At 66.7% G+C, this 16,078-nt stretch carries 13 protein-coding genes and 2 tRNA genes; all 15 read right to left on the bottom strand.

The features are described from left to right. Positions 1-207: 207 nt before the first annotated feature. The 15 genes from pnp to rlmE all read right to left on the bottom strand — a co-directional run bounded on the left by pnp (position 208) and on the right by rlmE (position 15,954). Complete coding sequence (gene pnp, locus HOP52_RS17480) at positions 208-2,340, bottom strand: polyribonucleotide nucleotidyltransferase (RefSeq protein ID WP_238978694.1); 2,133 nt, start codon at positions 2,338-2,340, stop codon at positions 208-210. 167 nt (positions 2,341-2,507) lie between these two features. Continuing rightward, positions 2,508-2,777 carry a 30S ribosomal protein S15 gene (gene rpsO / locus HOP52_RS17475; protein WP_238978693.1) on the bottom strand — a complete coding sequence of 90 codons (270 nt, stop codon included), beginning with the start codon at positions 2,775-2,777 and terminating at the stop codon, positions 2,508-2,510. A 100-nt stretch (positions 2,778-2,877) separates the two neighbouring features. Continuing rightward, positions 2,878-3,795, bottom strand: coding sequence for a tRNA pseudouridine(55) synthase TruB (gene truB, locus HOP52_RS17470; RefSeq protein ID WP_238978692.1), 918 nt, complete (start codon positions 3,793-3,795; stop codon positions 2,878-2,880). Continuing rightward, the gene (gene rbfA, locus HOP52_RS17465) at positions 3,795-4,235 is read right to left on the bottom strand and encodes a 30S ribosome-binding factor RbfA (RefSeq protein WP_238978690.1); all 441 of its coding nucleotides are present in this window, start codon (positions 4,233-4,235) and stop codon (positions 3,795-3,797) included. The genes truB and rbfA overlap by 1 nt, the downstream gene beginning before the upstream one ends. A gap of 18 nt (positions 4,236-4,253) precedes the next feature. Then, positions 4,254-6,758: a translation initiation factor IF-2 gene (infB, locus tag HOP52_RS17460; RefSeq protein WP_238978689.1), complete on the bottom strand. Its 2,505-nt coding sequence runs from the start codon at positions 6,756-6,758 to the stop codon at positions 4,254-4,256. Positions 6,759-6,848: 90 nt separating this feature from the next. Beyond that, on the bottom strand, positions 6,849-8,339 hold the full coding sequence (nusA, locus tag HOP52_RS17455; RefSeq protein WP_238978688.1) for a transcription termination factor NusA: 1,491 nt from the start codon (positions 8,337-8,339) through the stop codon (positions 6,849-6,851). A 54-nt stretch (positions 8,340-8,393) separates the two neighbouring features. Next, on the bottom strand, positions 8,394-8,855 hold the full coding sequence (rimP, locus tag HOP52_RS17450; RefSeq protein WP_238978686.1) for a ribosome maturation factor RimP: 462 nt from the start codon (positions 8,853-8,855) through the stop codon (positions 8,394-8,396). Between the two features lie 214 nt (positions 8,856-9,069). Further along, a tRNA-Met gene (locus HOP52_RS17445) sits at positions 9,070-9,146 on the bottom strand. A 132-nt stretch (positions 9,147-9,278) separates the two neighbouring features. Beyond that, positions 9,279-9,365 (bottom strand) — tRNA-Leu (locus HOP52_RS17440). 33 nt (positions 9,366-9,398) lie between these two features. Beyond that, positions 9,399-9,761, bottom strand: coding sequence for a preprotein translocase subunit SecG (gene secG / locus HOP52_RS17435; RefSeq protein WP_238978684.1), 363 nt, complete (start codon positions 9,759-9,761; stop codon positions 9,399-9,401). 4 nt (positions 9,762-9,765) lie between these two features. Further along, entirely contained in the window at positions 9,766-10,515 is a 750-nt protein-coding gene (gene tpiA, locus HOP52_RS17430; RefSeq protein WP_238978682.1) for a triose-phosphate isomerase, read from the bottom strand. A gap of 234 nt (positions 10,516-10,749) precedes the next feature. After that, positions 10,750-12,102: a phosphoglucosamine mutase gene (gene glmM / locus HOP52_RS17425; RefSeq protein WP_238978681.1), complete on the bottom strand. Its 1,353-nt coding sequence runs from the start codon at positions 12,100-12,102 to the stop codon at positions 10,750-10,752. A 2-nt stretch (positions 12,103-12,104) separates the two neighbouring features. Continuing rightward, the gene (gene folP, locus HOP52_RS17420; RefSeq protein WP_238978680.1) at positions 12,105-12,962 is read right to left on the bottom strand and encodes a dihydropteroate synthase; all 858 of its coding nucleotides are present in this window, start codon (positions 12,960-12,962) and stop codon (positions 12,105-12,107) included. A gap of 98 nt (positions 12,963-13,060) precedes the next feature. Further along, positions 13,061-15,055 (bottom strand): ATP-dependent zinc metalloprotease FtsH, encoded by a 1,995-nt coding sequence (gene ftsH / locus HOP52_RS17415; RefSeq protein ID WP_238978679.1) that lies wholly within the window; start codon positions 15,053-15,055, stop codon positions 13,061-13,063. 212 nt (positions 15,056-15,267) lie between these two features. After that, the gene (gene rlmE, locus HOP52_RS17410) at positions 15,268-15,954 is read right to left on the bottom strand and encodes a 23S rRNA (uridine(2552)-2'-O)-methyltransferase RlmE (RefSeq protein WP_309675113.1); all 687 of its coding nucleotides are present in this window, start codon (positions 15,952-15,954) and stop codon (positions 15,268-15,270) included. Positions 15,955-16,078 lie beyond the last annotated feature (124 nt).

The following is a 16,078-nucleotide window of genomic DNA, read 5'->3' as shown; positions in this document are numbered from 1 at the left end:
GGCAAGCACCTCAGCATGAGCGGCGCCGGGGACAGGTCGTAGAGGGGGTCCTATTCCAGGGATGGAATCGGTAGCGCCCAGGGATGGGTTTACAGCGCCCCCTCGAGACCTGTCGCCGGATCAGCCGCATCGCCCACGAAAAACCGCCCCCGCAGCTAAGGCTGCGGGGGCGGTTTTTGTTGCGCCTTGGAGCTTGTGGCTCGCCGCTTACACCGCGGTCTCGGCCTCGGCGGCCTCGAAGGCGGCCTTCTCTTCCGGGGTGATCTCCTTGATGGAGAGCTTCACGCGGTTGCGGTTGTCGATATCGAGCACCTTGACCACGATCTCGTCACCCTCGTTGAGGAAATCACGCACGTCGTTGACCCGCTCGGGCACGATCTGCGAGATATGCACCAGGCCATCGGTGCCCGGCATGATGTTGACGAAGGCGCCGAAGTCGGCGATACGCACCACCTTGCCGCGGTAGAGCTGGCCGATCTCGGGCTCGGCGGTGATCGCCAGCACGGTATCGATGGCCCGCTTGGCCGCCGCCTTGTCCTCGGCGTAGATACGCACGGTGCCGTCGTCGTCCAGGTCGATGGAGGCGCCGGTGTCCTCGCAGATCTTGCGAATGGTGGCGCCCCCCTTGCCGATGACGTCGCGGATCTTGTCCGGGTCGATCTTGATGGTGGCCATGGAGGGCGCGTTCTCAGAGACCTCGGCGCGGCTCTGGCCGATCACCGCATTCATCTGCTCGAGGATGTGCAGACGCGCCTCGTTGGCCTGCTGCAGCGCCTGCTCCATGATCTCCTCGTTGATGCCCTCGATCTTGATATCCATCTGCAGGGCGGTGACGCCGGCGGCGCTACCGGCCACCTTGAAGTCCATATCGCCCAGGTGGTCCTCGTCGCCCAGGATATCGGTCAAGACCGCAAAGCCGTCGTCATCCTTGACCAGGCCCATGGCGATGCCCGCCACCGGCGCCTTCATCGGCACGCCGGCATCCATCAGCGCCAGCGACGAGCCGCACACCGAGGCCATGGAGCTGGAACCGTTGGACTCGGTGATCTCGGAGACCACGCGGATGGTGTAGGGGAACTCGTCGTCGCTGGGCAGCATCGCCTCGACGCCGCGCCGCGCCAGGCGACCGTGACCGATCTCGCGGCGCTTGGGCCCGCCCATGAAGCCGGCCTCGCCCACGCAGTAGGGCGGGAAGTTGTAGTGCAACAGGAAGCGATCCTTGCGCTCCCCCTCCAGGGACTCGATCAGCTGGGCGTCGCGCAGCGTGCCCAGGGTGGCGATGACGATCGCCTGGGTCTCGCCGCGGGTGAAGATCGCCGAGCCGTGGGTCTTGGGCAGGGTGCCGACCTCGATGGCCAGCGGCCGCACGGTCTTGTGGTCGCGGCCGTCGATGCGCGGCTCGCCCTTGATCACCCGCGAGCGCACCACGCGCTTCTCGAGGCCGGCGAAGGCACTTTTTACCTCATCGGCATCGAACTGGCCTTCTTCTTCCCCGGCCAGCTGTTCGACGGCCTCGGCCTTGAGCGCGGAGAGCGTATCCTGGCGCACCATCTTGTCGGTGATGCGATAGGCCTCGCCCACCTTGGCCTCGAAGCCACGCGCCACGGCCTCCTTGAGCGCGACATTCTCCGCCGGCGGCTGCCAGTCCCACTTGGGCTTGCCGGCCTCGGCGGCCAGCTCATTGATGGCCTTGATGGCCACCTGCATCTCCTGGTGGCCGTAGAGCACCGCGCCCAGCATCTCGTCCTCGAGCAGCTCGGAGGCCTCGGACTCGACCATCAGCACGGCCTTCTCGGTGCCGGCGACGACCATGTCCAGCTCGGAGGTGGTCAGGTCTTCCACGGTGGGGTTGAGGAAGTAGCCCTTGTCCTCGGTGAAGCCCACCCGGGCCGCCCCGATCGGGCCATTGAACGGCACACCGGAGATGGCCAGGGCCGCGGAGGTACCGAGCAGCGCGGCGATGTCCGGGTCATGATTGCGGTCGGTGGAGAGCACGGTACAGATCACCTGCACCTCGTTCATGAACCCCTTGGGGAACAGCGGACGAATCGGGCGATCGATCAGCCGCGAGGTGAGGGTCTCCTTCTCGGTGGGGCGCCCCTCGCGCTTGAAGAAGCCACCGGGGATCTTGCCCACGGCATAGGTCTTCTCCTGATAGAATACCGCCAGCGGAAAGAACGGCTGGTTGGGGTTGGCGTCCTTCTTCGCCACCACGGTGCACAGCACCACGGTGTCATCCATGGTGACCATCACGGCACCGGTGGCCTGGCGGGCAATGCGCCCGGTTTCCAGGGTGACGGTGCTGCGACCGTACTCAAACGTTTTCTTGACCGGATTCACGGCGACTTCCTTCAACTGTACTTTTCTGTGTTTGGGTCGTTTCGACTCGGCGACCATTTTAGGGGTTGACGCGCCCCGCGGCCACCGGATAGCGACATTTCCGGCCTCCCAATACAAAAACGGGCAGCCCGAAGGCTGCCCGTTTTCTACCGCTTGGGGTGCATCGCTTAGCGACGCAGGCCCAGACGCTGGATGAGCGCCTGATAGCGCTCGAAGTCCTTGCGCTTCAGGTAGTCCAGCAGCTTGCGGCGCTGGTTAACCATGCGGATCAGGCCACGACGCGAGTGGTGATCCTGCTTGTTGCTCTTGAAGTGGTCCTGCAGGCCATCGATGTTGGCGCTCAGCAGGGCCACCTGAACCTCGGGGGAACCGGTGTCGTTGTCGCCACGGCCGAATTCATTGACGATCTCGGCCTTCTTTTCAGCGGTCAGTGCCATCTGTCTCTCCAGTAAGCAATATGCCTGAGTAATGAATGGGTGAGACCACGCATATTTGCAGTCTCGGTCGTTTCTCCCTGTCGAAGGCGCTGTTGCCTTCTCACGCGGCCGCGCTACTCAGCAGCCGCTTGGGCGCCACCTCCTGTGGCCCCATCACCGTGCCGAGCCCCAGAAAGGTCCCGTCACAGTAGAGTCTCGTCGTCTCGCCGGCGGCGAGCTCGCCGGCCGCCATCCGCACCGGCTGGCCATGAGTCAAGCAGCGTGCGCCCGCCGCGTCCACCTCGAGCCGCGGCAGGTGGGCCACCAGCACGTCCACCGGCAGCAGCGTCGCCTCGCGCTCGGCCTGGCCGGGCAGCGCCTCCAGGGCCTCGAGGGTCCACATACCCTCGCCGGTGAAGGGCCCGGTCTTCAGCCGGCGCAGCGCGCTGATATGCGCGCCGGTGCCCAGGGCCAGGCCGATGTCCTCGGCCAGGGTGCGCACATAGGTGCCCTTGCTGACCGCCACCTCCAGCTCGAAGGCGTCGCCGGCAAAGGCGAGAAGGCGCGCATCATACACCGTCACGCGCCGCGCTGCACGCTCCACCGTCTTGCCCTCGCGAGCCAGCTCGTAGAGCTTGCGGCCCTGATGCTTGAGCGCCGAGACCATCGGCGGCACCTGCTCGATCTCGCCGCGAAAGCGCGCCAGCGCGCCCTCGATGTCGGCCTCACCGAGCGTCGGCACCTCGCGGCGCTCGAGCACCTCGCCCTCGGCGTCCCCACTGTCGGTGATGATGCCGAGTTCGACCCGGGTGCGGTAGACCTTGTCGGCCTCCAGCAGATGGGCGGAGAACTTGGTCGCCTCGCCGAAGCAGACCGGCAGCAGGCCGGTGGCCATGGGGTCCAGGGTGCCGGTATGCCCCGCCTTCTGCGCCTGGAACAGACGGCGGGCGCGCTGCAGAGCGTGATTGCTGGACACCCCCTTGGGCTTGTCCAGCAGCAGCACCCCGTTGACCGGCAGGCCGCGGCGGCGCCTCGCCATCAGTCGCGCTCGCCGCTGCCGCCGGCATCCTGTCCGCTGTCACCATCGGCCCCGCCCTCGTCCGGGGCATCGCCCTGGCGCGAGCGGTCGCTGGCGACCGCCTCGTCGATCAGCGACGACAGCCGATGACCACGCACCACGCTCTCGTCGAAATGAAAGCGCAGCTCCGGCACATGGCGCAGCTTGATGCGCTTGGCGATCTGGCCACGCAGGAAGCCGGCCGCCTGGCGCAGCACCTTGAGGTTCTCCTTGACCCGCTCGGGGCTGTCCTCGCCCAGCAGGGTCACGTAGACATCGGCATAGCCGAGGTCGCGACTCACCGTGACCCCGCTGACGGTGACCATGCCCAGGCGCGGGTCCTTGACCTCGCGCTGGATCAACACCGCCAGTTCCTTCTGCAGCTGATCGCCGACCCGGTCGGTACGCTTGAACTCGCGCATGCTCAACTCCCGCTGCGATTACAGCGTCCGCTCGACCTTGACCTGGTCGAAGACCTCGATCTTATCGCCGACCTGGACATCGTTGTAGTTCTTCACCCCGATGCCGCACTCCATGCCGTTGCGCACTTCCTGGACATCGTCCTTGAAGCGGCGCAGCGACTCGAGCTCGCCCTCGTAGATGACCACGTTGTCGCGCAGCACCCGGATCTTCTTGTTGCGGTGCACGGTCCCCTCGACCACCATGCAGCCGGCCACGGCGCCGATCTTGGGCGCGCGGAAGACGTCGCGAACCTCGGCCACGCCGACGATCTCTTCCTTCCACTCCGGCGCCAGCATGCCGCTCATGGCCTGCTTGACCTCGTCGATCAGCTGGTAGATGACGCTGTAGTAGCGCAGATCCAGGCCTTCACGCTCGATGATCTCGCGGGCAGCGGCATCGGCACGCACGTTGAAGCCGACCACGATGGCGTCACTGGCCAGTGCCAGGTTGGCGTCGGTGCCGGTGATACCGCCCACCCCGGAGGAGACCACGGCCACCTGCACCTCGTCGGTGGAGAGCTCTTCCAGCGCGCCCTTGATGGCTTCCAGCGAGCCCTGGACGTCGGCCTTGAGGACGATATTGACCTTGGCCACCTCGTCCTGGCCCATCTGGCTGAACATGTTCTCCAGCTTGGCCTTCTGCTGGCGCGCCAGGCGCACCTCGCGGTACTTGCCCTGGCGGAAGTTGGCGACCTCGCGGGCCTTCTTCTCGTCGGCCAGCACCATGAAGTCGTCACCCGCCTCGGGCGTGCCGTCGAGGCCCTGGATCTCCACCGGCATGGCGGGACCCGCCTCGTCGACCTGCTGGCCGAGCTCGTTGGTCAAGGCACGTACCCGGCCGTAGTGCAGGCCGGCCAGCACGATGTCGCCCTTCTTCAGGGTACCGTTCTGGACCAGCACCGTGGCCACCGGGCCGCGGCCCTTGTCGAGACGCGACTCGACCACCACGCCCTTGCCGGGCGCTTCCGGCACGGCGGTGAGCTCGAGCACCTCGGAGACCAGCTGGATCGCTTCCAGCAGCTCCTCGATGCCCTCACCGGTATGCGCCGAGACGTGGACGAACTGGGTGTCGCCGCCCCACTCCTCGGAGATCACGCCGTGCTGGGAGAGCTCGTTCTTGACCCGGTCCGGGTCCGCCCCCTGCTTGTCGATCTTGTTGACCGCCACCACCAGCGGCACTTCGGCGGCCTTGGAGTGCTCGATGGCCTCGATGGTCTGGGGCATCACGCCGTCGTCGGCGGCCACCACCAGGATGACCACGTCGGTGGCCTTGGCCCCGCGGGCGCGCATGGCGGTGAACGCCGCGTGGCCCGGGGTATCGAGGAAGGTCACGCCGCCGTGATCGTCTTCCACATGATAGGCGCCGATATGCTGGGTGATGCCGCCGGCCTCGCCGGTGGCAACCTTGGCCTTGCGGATATAGTCGAGCAGCGAGGTCTTGCCGTGGTCGACGTGACCCATGACCGTGACCACCGGCGAGCGGGTGATCTCCTCGCCCTCGTAGGAGATGCCCTCGAGCACCTCGGTCTCCAGCGCATCGTCCTTGACCAGCTTGGGCTTGTGGCCCATCTCTTCCACCACGATGGCCGCGGTGTCCTGGTCGATGGTCTGGTTGATGGTCACCGCCGCGCCCATGGTGAACATGGTCTTGATGACCTCGTTCGCCTTGATCGACATCTTGTCGGCCAGGTCGGCGACGCTGATCGACTCGGGGATAGAGACTTCGCGCACGATCGGCTGGGTCGGCTTCTGGAAGCCGTGCTTGCCACCGCTCTGGCCGCCGCCGCGACGGCTGCCGCGACGCTCGGCGCGCTTGGCCTTCTTGCCACCGCGACGGCGCTCCTCGCGGTCGCCGCGATCGTCCTCGTCGCGGCCGCCGCGGCCCTTCTTGGCCGCTGCCTTCTTGGGTGGCGCGGTACGGCGGTCGCTGCGACCCTCCTTGGGCGGCGCCGGCGGCTGCTCGGGGGCGGGCTCGCTCGTCTCCAGCTCAGGCACCGGCACCTCCGGCACCTCGGCGGCCTTCTCGGCCTCGAGCTTGGCGGCGGCCTCCTGGGCGGCCTGTTCGGCGGCACGCGACTTGGCCTCCTCGGCCTCCTGCGCCTCGCGCTTGGCCTGTGAGTCGGCCATGTCACCGACCAGCTGACGCGGACCGGTCTCTTCTGCCGGCTCCTCCTTGGGCGCCTCTTCCTCGGTGCGCTTGACGTAGGTGCGCTTCTTGCGCACCTGCACCTCGATCGACTTGCCCCGCTCGCCGGTCTTGATCCGACTGCGCGTCTTGCGGGTCAGGGTGATGCGGTTCTTCGCCCCCACGCCCTTGGTGCCATGGCTCTTGGTCAAAAAGTCGAGCAGCTGGCGCTTGTCCTCCTCGGACACGGCGTCGCTCTCGGACTTGTGCTCGAGCCCGGCTTCTTTCATCTGTTCCAGCAGGCGGGGCACATCGCGGCCCACCTTTGCGGCAAAATCCTTAACGGTCATTTCTGACATCTTGACCCTCCTCAGCCCGTGACCCGTTGTCTGTTCGTAACCCGAACGCTGGCTTCCGCGCTCACCGTCCGGTGGCTATTCGCCTTCTCGCTACTCGCCTTCGAACCATGGCGCACGGGCCGTCATGATCAGTTCTGCAGCGCGCGCTTCGTCCATGCCGTCGATATCCATCAGGTCATCGACGGACTGCTCGGCCAGATCCTCCATGGTGACGATCCCCCGGCTGGCCAGAATAAACGCCAGGTGGCGCTCCATGCCCTCCATCTCCAGCAGGTCATCGGCCGGCTGCGCCCCGTCCAGCTCCTCCTCGGAGGCGATGGCCAAGTTGAGCAGCTCATCCTTGGCGCGCGCACGAAGTTCTTCCACCTCTTCCTCGTCGAGCTCCTCGATCTCGAGCATCTCCTCGACGGGCACGTAGGCGAGCTCCTCCAGGGTGGTGAAACCCTCCTCCACCAGCAGGCGAGCGAGATCATCGTCGATCTCGAGGTGCTGGATGAAGTGCTCGACCAGGCTGTCGATCTCCTGCTCCCGCTTGTCCTCGGCCTCGCTCTCGGTCATGACGTTGAGCCGCCAGCCGGTGAGCTCCGAGGCCAGGCGCACGTTCTGGCCGCTGCGGCCGATGGCCTGGGCCAGGTTGTCCTCGGCGACCGCCACGTCCATGGCGTGCGTCTCCTCGTCGACGAGGATCGAGGCGACATCCGCCGGCGCCATGGCGTTGATCACCAGCTGGGCGGGGTTGTCGTCCCACAGCACGATATCGACGCGCTCGTTCTGCAGCTCGGAGGAGACCGCCTGGACCCTTGAGCCGCGCATGCCGACGCAGGCCCCAACCGGGTCGATGCGCCGGTCGTTGGTCTTGACGGCGATCTTGGCCCGCGAGCCCGGATCCCGGGCGGCGCCCTTGATCTCGATGAGCTGCTCGGCGATCTCCGGCACCTCGATCTTGAACAGCTCGATGATCAGCTCGGGGCAGGTGCGCGAGAGAATCAGCTGGGCGCCGCGCGCCTCGGGGTCGACCTTCGTCAGCAGCGCACGCACCCGGTCATTCATGCGGTAGCGCTCGCCGGGGATCATCTCGCCGCGGGGCAGGAAGGCCTCGGCGTTGTCGCCCAGGTCGATGATCAGGCCGTCGCGGGTGGTCTTCTTGACGATGCCGGCGACCAGTTCGCCCTCGCGCTCGGCGTAGAGGCGCACCACCTCGGCCCGCTCGGCCTCGCGCACCTTCTGCACGATCACCTGCTTGGCGGTCTGGGCGGCGATGCGGCCGAAGGCGGCGTTGTCGATCTGCTCCTCGACCACGTCTCCCCGCTTGAGAGGCGGGTCGCGGCGCTCGGCGAAGGACTCCTTGATCTCGGCGTCGGGATTCTCGAATTCGTCGTCTTCGACCACTTCCCAGCGGCGAAAGGTCTCATAGTCGCCGGTCTGGCGATCGATATGGACCCGCACGCTGACCTCGCGGCCCTCGAAGCGCTTGCGGGAGGCGCTGGCCAGCGCCGCCTCGACGGCCTCGAAGATCACGTCGCGGGGCACGCCCTTCTCGTTGGAGATCGCATCCACGACCGTCAGTATTTCTTTACTCATGCCTTTGCCTCGCCAGAAAACCTGTCCTTATGCATCGAGCCTGCTCCTCGGACCTCAATCCTCGAAGACCGGCACCACACGTGCCTGATCGATGCTTTCGATGGGAAAGCAATACTCCTCGCCGTCCAGCTGCAACAGCACTTCGTCTCCCTCGATACCGGCCAACAGCCCCTGGAACTTGCGCCGCCCATCGAAGGGCGTACGCAGCCTGAGTGCCACCTGATGGCCACGGTAGCGGGCAAAGTGGTCGAGGGTATAGAGCGGTCGGTCCAGACCAGGCGACGACACCTCGAGGCGATACTCGCCGCTGATGGGGTCTTCGACGTCGAGTACGGCGCTGACCTGGCGGCTGATGTCGGCACAGTGATCCACGCTCACGCCGTCGGCATGATCAATGTAGATGACCAATTGAGAGTGCTTGCCCTGGGAGTGATACTCGATCCCCCAGAGCTCGAACCCCATGGCGGTAACCACCGGTTCGATCAGCGCGTAGAGCGCAGCATCCTTGAGTGCCACAGAGAAAGCTCCTACAGCCGTTGCATCAGGCACCTGGCCGGGAGTGAACAGGGAAGTCAGGTGGCTGATTGGCGTTGCCCGGATAAGCGCTGCCGATCTCGACCGGCAGTATGCTGCTAACAAAAAGCCCCTTCGCAGGAAGGGGCCTTTCACAAGAAACCTGTAGTACCACTTCGACAATCTCGACTGCCTCACAAGGCAGCGGATCGGAAGATGGTAGCGGGGACCGGATTTGAACCGATGACCTTCGGGTTATGAGCCCGACGAGCTACCAGACTGCTCCACCCCGCAACATTCCAAGTCGGCGAGTATAGACATGTGACGCCTTCGCGTCAAGCCGTTGCACCGGCCCGTCCAACTCTTCCTGGTGCCAATCCTGCTTCCGCGATCCCGCTTGCTGCTCGCGACCGCGGCTTTTTCAGATGGTGCCGAAGGCGGGACTTGAACCCGCACGACCGTAAGGTCACTACCCCCTCAAGATAGCGTGTCTACCAATTCCACCACTTCGGCATTTACTGCTTTGCCATGCATGAAGGCGCGACCTTAGCCGCCGTTTTCCTCCAGCACTGGCGCGGTATTATCCACATCCCGGGCGTCGTCGTCAAGCGTCGGCACGCCGCGCTGCTGCTCGATCAGGCGTGCATCGGGAATACCGGCCTCCGGGGCCGCCTGACCCGCCTGGGTCGCGAAGTACGCGAGCGTCAGGGAGGTGGCGAAGAAGGCCGCCGCCAGCACCGCCGTGGTCCGCGACAGAAAACCGCCGGTACCGCGGGAGCCGAACACGGTCTGGGAGGCACCGCCACCGAAGGCGGCGCCGGCTTCGGCGCCCTTGCCCTGCTGCAGCAGGATAAGGACGACCAGTGCGATGGCGAGCACCACATGGATCAAGAGAATGGCAACGTGCATGGTTTCAACCTGCTGACTGGCAAATGGCTAGAAAGTCGTCGACCTTGAGCGAGGCACCGCCCACCAGGCCGCCGTCGATATCGGGCTGAGCCAGCAGCTCAGCCGCATTGTCCGCGTTCATGCTGCCGCCGTAGAGCAGCCGTAGCCCGCTCGCCAGGTCACGGTCGAAGCCGGCCTGGTACTCGCGGATGCCGGCCATGACCTCCTGGGCCTGCTGCGGGGTCGCCGTGCGGCCGGTCCCGATGGCCCAGACCGGCTCATATGCAATGATGACACGCGCGCGCTGCTCGGGTTCCAGACGCGCCATCGCATAGCCCACCTGGCGCAACACCACCTCCATGGTGCGGCCGGCGTCGCGCTCCTCGAGCGTCTCGCCCACGCACAGTACCGGCGCCATGTCGACGCTCAGCGCCGCCAGCAGCCGGTCGTAGACGTCCTCGTCGCTCTCGCGATAGAGCTGGCGCCGCTCGGAATGCCCCACCAGCGCATAGGCGACGCCGAATTCGCGCAGCATGCGCCCGCTGACCTCCCCGGTACGCGCCCCGGAGTGCAGCGGATTCAGGGTCTGGGCGCCGAGCTTGAGCGGCGTGCCGCTAAAGCAGCGCTGCGCCGCCTCGAGGTAGGGAAACGGCGGAAAGACCACCACCTCCAGCGCCTCGGACAGCGACGCCTCGGAAAAGCCGCGGCCGAAGGCCTCGACCAGCTCGCTCGAGCCGTTCATCTTCCAGTTGCCGGCGATCAGCGGGGTACGCATGGGCACTCCTCTTTCAAGGTGGAGCGAAATGGTATAGGAGCGGCCTTGTCAAGACAACCGGCTCTTCTCGAGGGCGACAGCGGCATCGCTCGGGGCTGAGCCGTCGACAAGCCTGCGAGGAGGCGCTGTGAATACCTCCCTGTACGCTCCCGACGCCGTCCCTGGCGTAGGACCTCCTCTTCGGCTTGTCCCCGGCGTCCCTCGCTATGGGCCAACTCTCACCTTCGGCGGGAATCAGGAGGCAAGCAGACTCTCCACCTCGCCGGCCAGGCGCTGGGCGAGCCCCTCGACGTCGAGGTGGGCGCGCCCCTCGACCATCACCCGGATCAAGGGCTCGGTGCCCGAGGGCCGCAGCAGCACCCGCCCCTGGTCGCCCAGCTCGGCTTCCACGGCGGCGACCGCATCCTGGACCGCCGAATGCTCCATCAGCAGCTTCGCATCGCTGCCCGGCGTCAGGCGCACATTGACCAGCGCCTGGGGCACCTTCTCGAACCCGTCCAGCAGGCGGCTGAGCGACCTGCCCTCGCTGACCATGATCGCCAGCACCTGCAGCGCCGAGACGATGCCGTCGCCGGTGGTCTGGACGTCCCCGCAGACGATATGCCCCGAGGATTCCCCACCCAGCTGCCAGCCGTTGGCCGCCAGCCGCTCGACCACGTAGCGATCGCCCACCTTGGCCCGCTCGAAAGGCACGCCCATGCCCTCCAGCGCCATGGCCAGCCCGAAGTTGCTCATCAAGGTGCCGACCACCCCGCCGTCGAGCTTGCCGCGGGCGTGGCGGTCGCGGGCGATCAGATAGAGGATGTCGTCGCCGTCGATCTCGCGGCCGTCGGCATCCACCATCAACACCCGGTCGCCGTCGCCGTCGAAGGCGATGCCCAGGTCGGCGCCCTGCTGGATCACCGCGGCGCGCAGGCTCGCCGGGTGGGTGGACCCCACCTCGCGATTGATGTTGAGGCCGTCGGGGCTCGCCCCCACCAGGCTCACCTCGGCGCCCAGCTCGCGAAACACGCTCGGCGCGATGTGGTAGGTCGCCCCGTGGGCGCAGTCCAGCACCATCTTCAGGCCGTGCAGGCTGACCCGGTTGGGGATGGTGGACTTGCAGAACTCGATGTAGCGCCCCGGGGCATCGTCGATGCGCGTCGCCTTGCCGAGGCGATCCGCCGCCACCGTGGTCAGCGGCTCGTCGAGCATCGCCTCGATGCGCGCCTCGATGCCGTCGTCCAGCTTGGTGCCGGCGGCGGAGAAGAACTTGATGCCGTTGTCGGCAAAGGGGTTGTGGGAGGCCGAAATGACGATCCCCGCATCGGCGCGGAAAGTGCGTGTCAGATAGGCGATGGCCGGCGTGGGCATGGGACCCAGCAGCGCCACGTCGACGCCGGCAGCAGAGAGCCCGGCCTCCAGCGCCGACTCGAACATGTAGCCGGAGATGCGGGTGTCCTTGCCGATCAGCACCCGAGCACGGCCGCCCTCCCGCACCAGCACCCGGCCCATGGCCCAGCCCAGCTTGAGCATGAAGTCCGCGGTAATCGGATACTCGCCCACAGTGCCGCGAATTCCGTCGGTGCCGAAGTAGCGTCTGGTCATGTTTAGCAGCCTTCCTTGAGTACGGCCCAGGTCATGTTCACCGCGTCCAGGGTCGGGCCGACGTCATGGACTCGCAGGATGCGGGCGCCACGATCGACGGCCAGCGCGGCCAGCGCCAGCCCGCCCGACAGGCGCTCCTCCACCGGCCGGCCCAGCACCTTGCCGATCATACTCTTGCGCGACATGCCCACCAGCAGCGGCAGCTCCAGCCGGGACAGCCGATCCATGCGGTTGAGCAGGCGCAGGTTGTGCTCCACCGTCTTGCCGAAGCCGAAGCCCGGGTCGAGCAGCAGGCGCTCACGGCGCAGCCCGGCCGCCTCGCAGGCCGCCACCCGGGCGCCGAGGTAGTCGGCCACCACCTCCTCCACCGGCTCATCATAGCGGGGCGCCTGCTGCATGTCGCGAGGCTCCCCCTGGCGGTGCATCAGACACACCGGCAGGCCGCTGCCGATCGCCGCCGAGAGCGCCCCCTCGCGCTCCAGGGCCCGTACGTCGTTGAGCATCCCGGCGCCCAGTGCGGCGGCCTCGCGCATCACCTCGGGGCTGCTGGTATCCACCGACACCAGCGCATCGAGCTCACGCACCAGGGCCTCCACCACCGGCGCCACCCGGTCGAGCTCCTGCTGCGGCGTGACCGGCAGCGCCCCGGGGCGGGTGGACTCGCCGCCCACGTCGATGATCGCCGCCCCCTCGGCCAGCATGCGCTCGGCGTGGCGCAGGGCGTCGTCCAGGGCCAGATGGTGGCCACCGTCGGAGAAGGAGTCGGGAGTGACATTGAGAATCCCCATGACCCGGGGAAAGGAGAGGTCGAGGCGGTGCCGTCCACACGGCAGCCAGGTCGGGGAAGCGCTGTCCATCATGTACTGTCGGTCCTGTGACGGGTCGCAGAGGCGTAGAAACGGCCACCCCGCACGGCAAAGGCGCCCCGTGGGGCGCCTGCCTGGGGCGGCGAGCGAGATCAGGAGCCCGCGGGGCCGCCCAGCGGGTCGGAGGGCCGTCGACGCGGCTCGTCATCCTCCTCCTCGCCGTCATCGCTGCCGTCCCCGTCACTGGTCGGCGATTCGCTCTCGGCGACTTCGGGCTCCTCCTCGCCGGTGATCGGCGAGCCGCCGCCATCGCCGTCCTCCCAGTCCTTGGGCGGGCGCGGCGCGCGGCCTTCCATGATGTCGGCGAGCTGATCGGCATCGATGGTCTCGTACTGCATCAGCGCATCGGCCATGGCATCCAGCTTGTCGCGGTTCTCCTCGAGGATCTGCTTGGCCTTGGCGTAGCACTCGTCGATGATCTTGCGCACTTCCTTGTCGAGCTTGGTGGTGGTCTCGCCTGACTTGAGCTTGCCGCCCTGACCGGGGCCGCCAAGGAACTGGTGGGACTCATCCTCGTCGTACATGATCGGCCCCATCTCCTCGGAGAGGCCCCACTTGGCCACCATGTTGTGGGCCAGCTCGGTGGCACGCTTGATGTCGTTGGACGCCCCGGTGGTCACGCCGTTGGGCCCGAGCGTCATCTCCTCGGCGATGCGGCCGCCGAACAGCGAGCAGATCTGGCTGATGATCTGCTGGCGCGACAGGCTGTAGCGGTCCTGCTCGGGCAGGAACATGGTCACGCCCAGGGCGCGGCCGCGGGGAATGATGGTCACCTTGTAGACCGGGTCGTGCTCCGGCATCACCAGGCCGATGATGGCGTGGCCCGACTCGTGATAGGCGGTGTTGAGCTTCTCCTTGTCGGTCATGACCATGGACTTGCGCTCGGCGCCCATCATGATCTTGTCCTTGGCGAGCTCCAGCTCTTCCATGCCCACCAGGCGCTTGTTGCGGCGTGCGGCGAACAGCGCGGCCTCGTTGACCAGGTTGGCCAGGTCGGCGCCGGAGAAGCCCGGCGTGCCGCGGGCGATCAGCGACGGCTTGACGTCGTCGGCCAGCGGCACCTTGCGCAGGTGGACGTTGAGGATATGCTCGCGGCCGCGGATGTCGGGCAGCGGCACCACCACCTGGCGGTCGAAGCGGCCCGGGCGCAGCAGCGCCGGGTCGAGCACGTCGGGGCGGTTGGTGGCGGCGATGACGATGACGCCCTCGTTGGCCTCGAAGCCGTCCATCTCCACCAGCAGCTGGTTGAGGGTCTGCTCGCGCTCGTCGTTGCCGCCGCCCATGCCGGCGCCGCGCGAGCGGCCCACGGCATCGATCTCGTCGATGAAGATGATGCAGGGCGCCTGCTTCTTGGCCTGCTCGAACATGTCGCGCACCCGCGAGGCACCCACGCCCACGAACATCTCGACGAAGTCGGAGCCGGAGATCGAGAAGAACGGCACCTTGGCCTCGCCGGCAATCGACTTGGCGAGCAGCGTCTTACCGGTGCCCGGCGGGCCGACCATCAGCACGCCGCGGGGAATGGTGCCGCCCAGGCGCTGGAACTTGGAGGGGTCGCGCAGGAAGTCGACCAGCTCCTCGACCTCCTCCTTGGCCTCGTCACAGCCCGCCACGTCGGAGAAAGTGGTCTTGATCTGGTCCTGGGAGAGCAGCTTGGCCTTGGACTTGCCGAAGCTCATGGGGCCGCCCTTACCGCCGGCACCGCCCTGCATCTGACGCATGAAGAACATGAAGATGGCCAGGATCAGCAGAATCGGGAAGCTGGCGATCAGCAGCCGCGTCCACAGGCTCTGCTCCTGGGGCTCCTTGCCCACCACGGTGACGTTGTGGGAAAGCAGGTCGTCGATCAGCTTGGGATCCTCCGCCGCCGGGCGGATGGTCTGGAACTGGGAGCCGTCGGTGCGCTCACCGGTGATCCGGTAGCCGTCGATGGTGACACTACGCACCTGCTGGTTCTGCACCTGCTGGACGAACTGCGAGTAGTTCATCGTCTGCGGTGCCGTGTCGACGCTGAAGTTGTTGAACACCGTCAGCAGCACCGCCGCGATGACCAACCACAGAATCAGGTTCTTCGCCATATCATTCAAGGGACTACCCTCATTGCAAGCATCTTTCCCGGCCGAAACGCCTGGCATTGAGACCACGCGTGGGCAAGGCATGTTCCACCCGACGCCGCGAAGCCGCGCCGCACCTAACTGTGACACAGTTGGACGGCCATGTCCGGCCATCGCGCCATTAGTCTTTATCTATCGGCAACCGGCGTGTCGCCGACCACCGTCTTCTGCCGCCGAGCCAATGCTCAGCCGCGAAATCCCTCCGCCAGCAGGTACACCTCTCGGGAACGCGCCCGGGAGGCGTCCGGCTTGCGGGTGACCACCTTGCCGAAGCTGCCGCGCAGCGCCTTGAGGTAGTCGTCGAATCCTTCGCCCTGGAAGACCTTGGCCAAAAAGCGGCCGCCCGGCCTCAGGGTCTGCTGCGCCAGGTCCAGCGCCAGCTCGACGAGATACATCGCCTGGGGCTGGTCGATGGCGGCCATGCCGCTCATGTTGGGGGCCATATCGGACATCACCAGATCCACCGGCCGACCGCCCAGCGCGGCGAGGATCGCCTCGAGCACGGCCTCCTCGGTGAAGTCGCCCTGGATGAACTCGACCCCGGCCAGGCCATCCATCTCCAGGATATCGGAGGCGATCACCACTCCCTCCGGGCCCACCTTCTCGGCCGCCACCTGGCTCCAGCCCCCCGGGGCCGCACCCAGGTCGATCACCGCCATGCCCGGCGTGAACAGCCGGTCCTTCTCGTCCAGCGCCAGCAGCTTGTAGCTGGCCCGGCTGCGATAGCCGTCCTGCCAGCGCTGCTGGACGAAGCGGTCGTCGAAGTGCTCCTTCAGCCACCCCTTGCTGGTCTTGCTGGCGGCATGCTTGCCGGCACGCGGCCGACGCGCGGCATCGGTGTTGTCACCCGAGGAGGAAGTGGAGCGAACCACGGCATCACCTTGAAAATCGGTCTAAAACGGCGAGCAGGCCAAAGCGCCTGAAGCGGTAAGCGCTGAAACTGGGCGGGTAGCCTGGCAAACAGGCCTTGCCATGCTTTCACCGGTAGGCGTTTCA

It is taken from the genome of Billgrantia campisalis, from assembly GCF_022341425.1.
Lineage (GTDB): Bacteria > Pseudomonadota > Gammaproteobacteria > Pseudomonadales > Halomonadaceae > Halomonas > Halomonas campisalis.
This window is presented reverse-complemented; position numbering and strand designations above follow the sequence as displayed.

Coding starts and splice junctions, on each gene's coding strand:
- secG (WP_238978684.1), bottom strand. CDS start 9,761: ATGCACGTTGCCATTCTCTTGATCCATGTGGTGCTCGCCATCGCACTG.
- glmM (WP_238978681.1), bottom strand. CDS start 12,102: ATGACCAGACGCTACTTCGGCACCGACGGAATTCGCGGCACTGTGGGC.
- rbfA (WP_238978690.1), bottom strand. CDS start 4,235: ATGCGCGAGTTCAAGCGTACCGACCGGGTCGGCGATCAGCTGCAGAAG.
- rpsO (WP_238978693.1), bottom strand. CDS start 2,777: ATGGCACTGACCGCTGAAAAGAAGGCCGAGATCGTCAATGAATTCGGC.
- tpiA (WP_238978682.1), bottom strand. CDS start 10,515: ATGCGTACCCCGCTGATCGCCGGCAACTGGAAGATGAACGGCTCGAGC.
- folP (WP_238978680.1), bottom strand. CDS start 12,962: ATGATGGACAGCGCTTCCCCGACCTGGCTGCCGTGTGGACGGCACCGC.
- truB (WP_238978692.1), bottom strand. CDS start 3,795: ATGGCGAGGCGCCGCCGCGGCCTGCCGGTCAACGGGGTGCTGCTGCTG.
- nusA (WP_238978688.1), bottom strand. CDS start 8,339: ATGAGTAAAGAAATACTGACGGTCGTGGATGCGATCTCCAACGAGAAG.
- infB (WP_238978689.1), bottom strand. CDS start 6,758: ATGTCAGAAATGACCGTTAAGGATTTTGCCGCAAAGGTGGGCCGCGAT.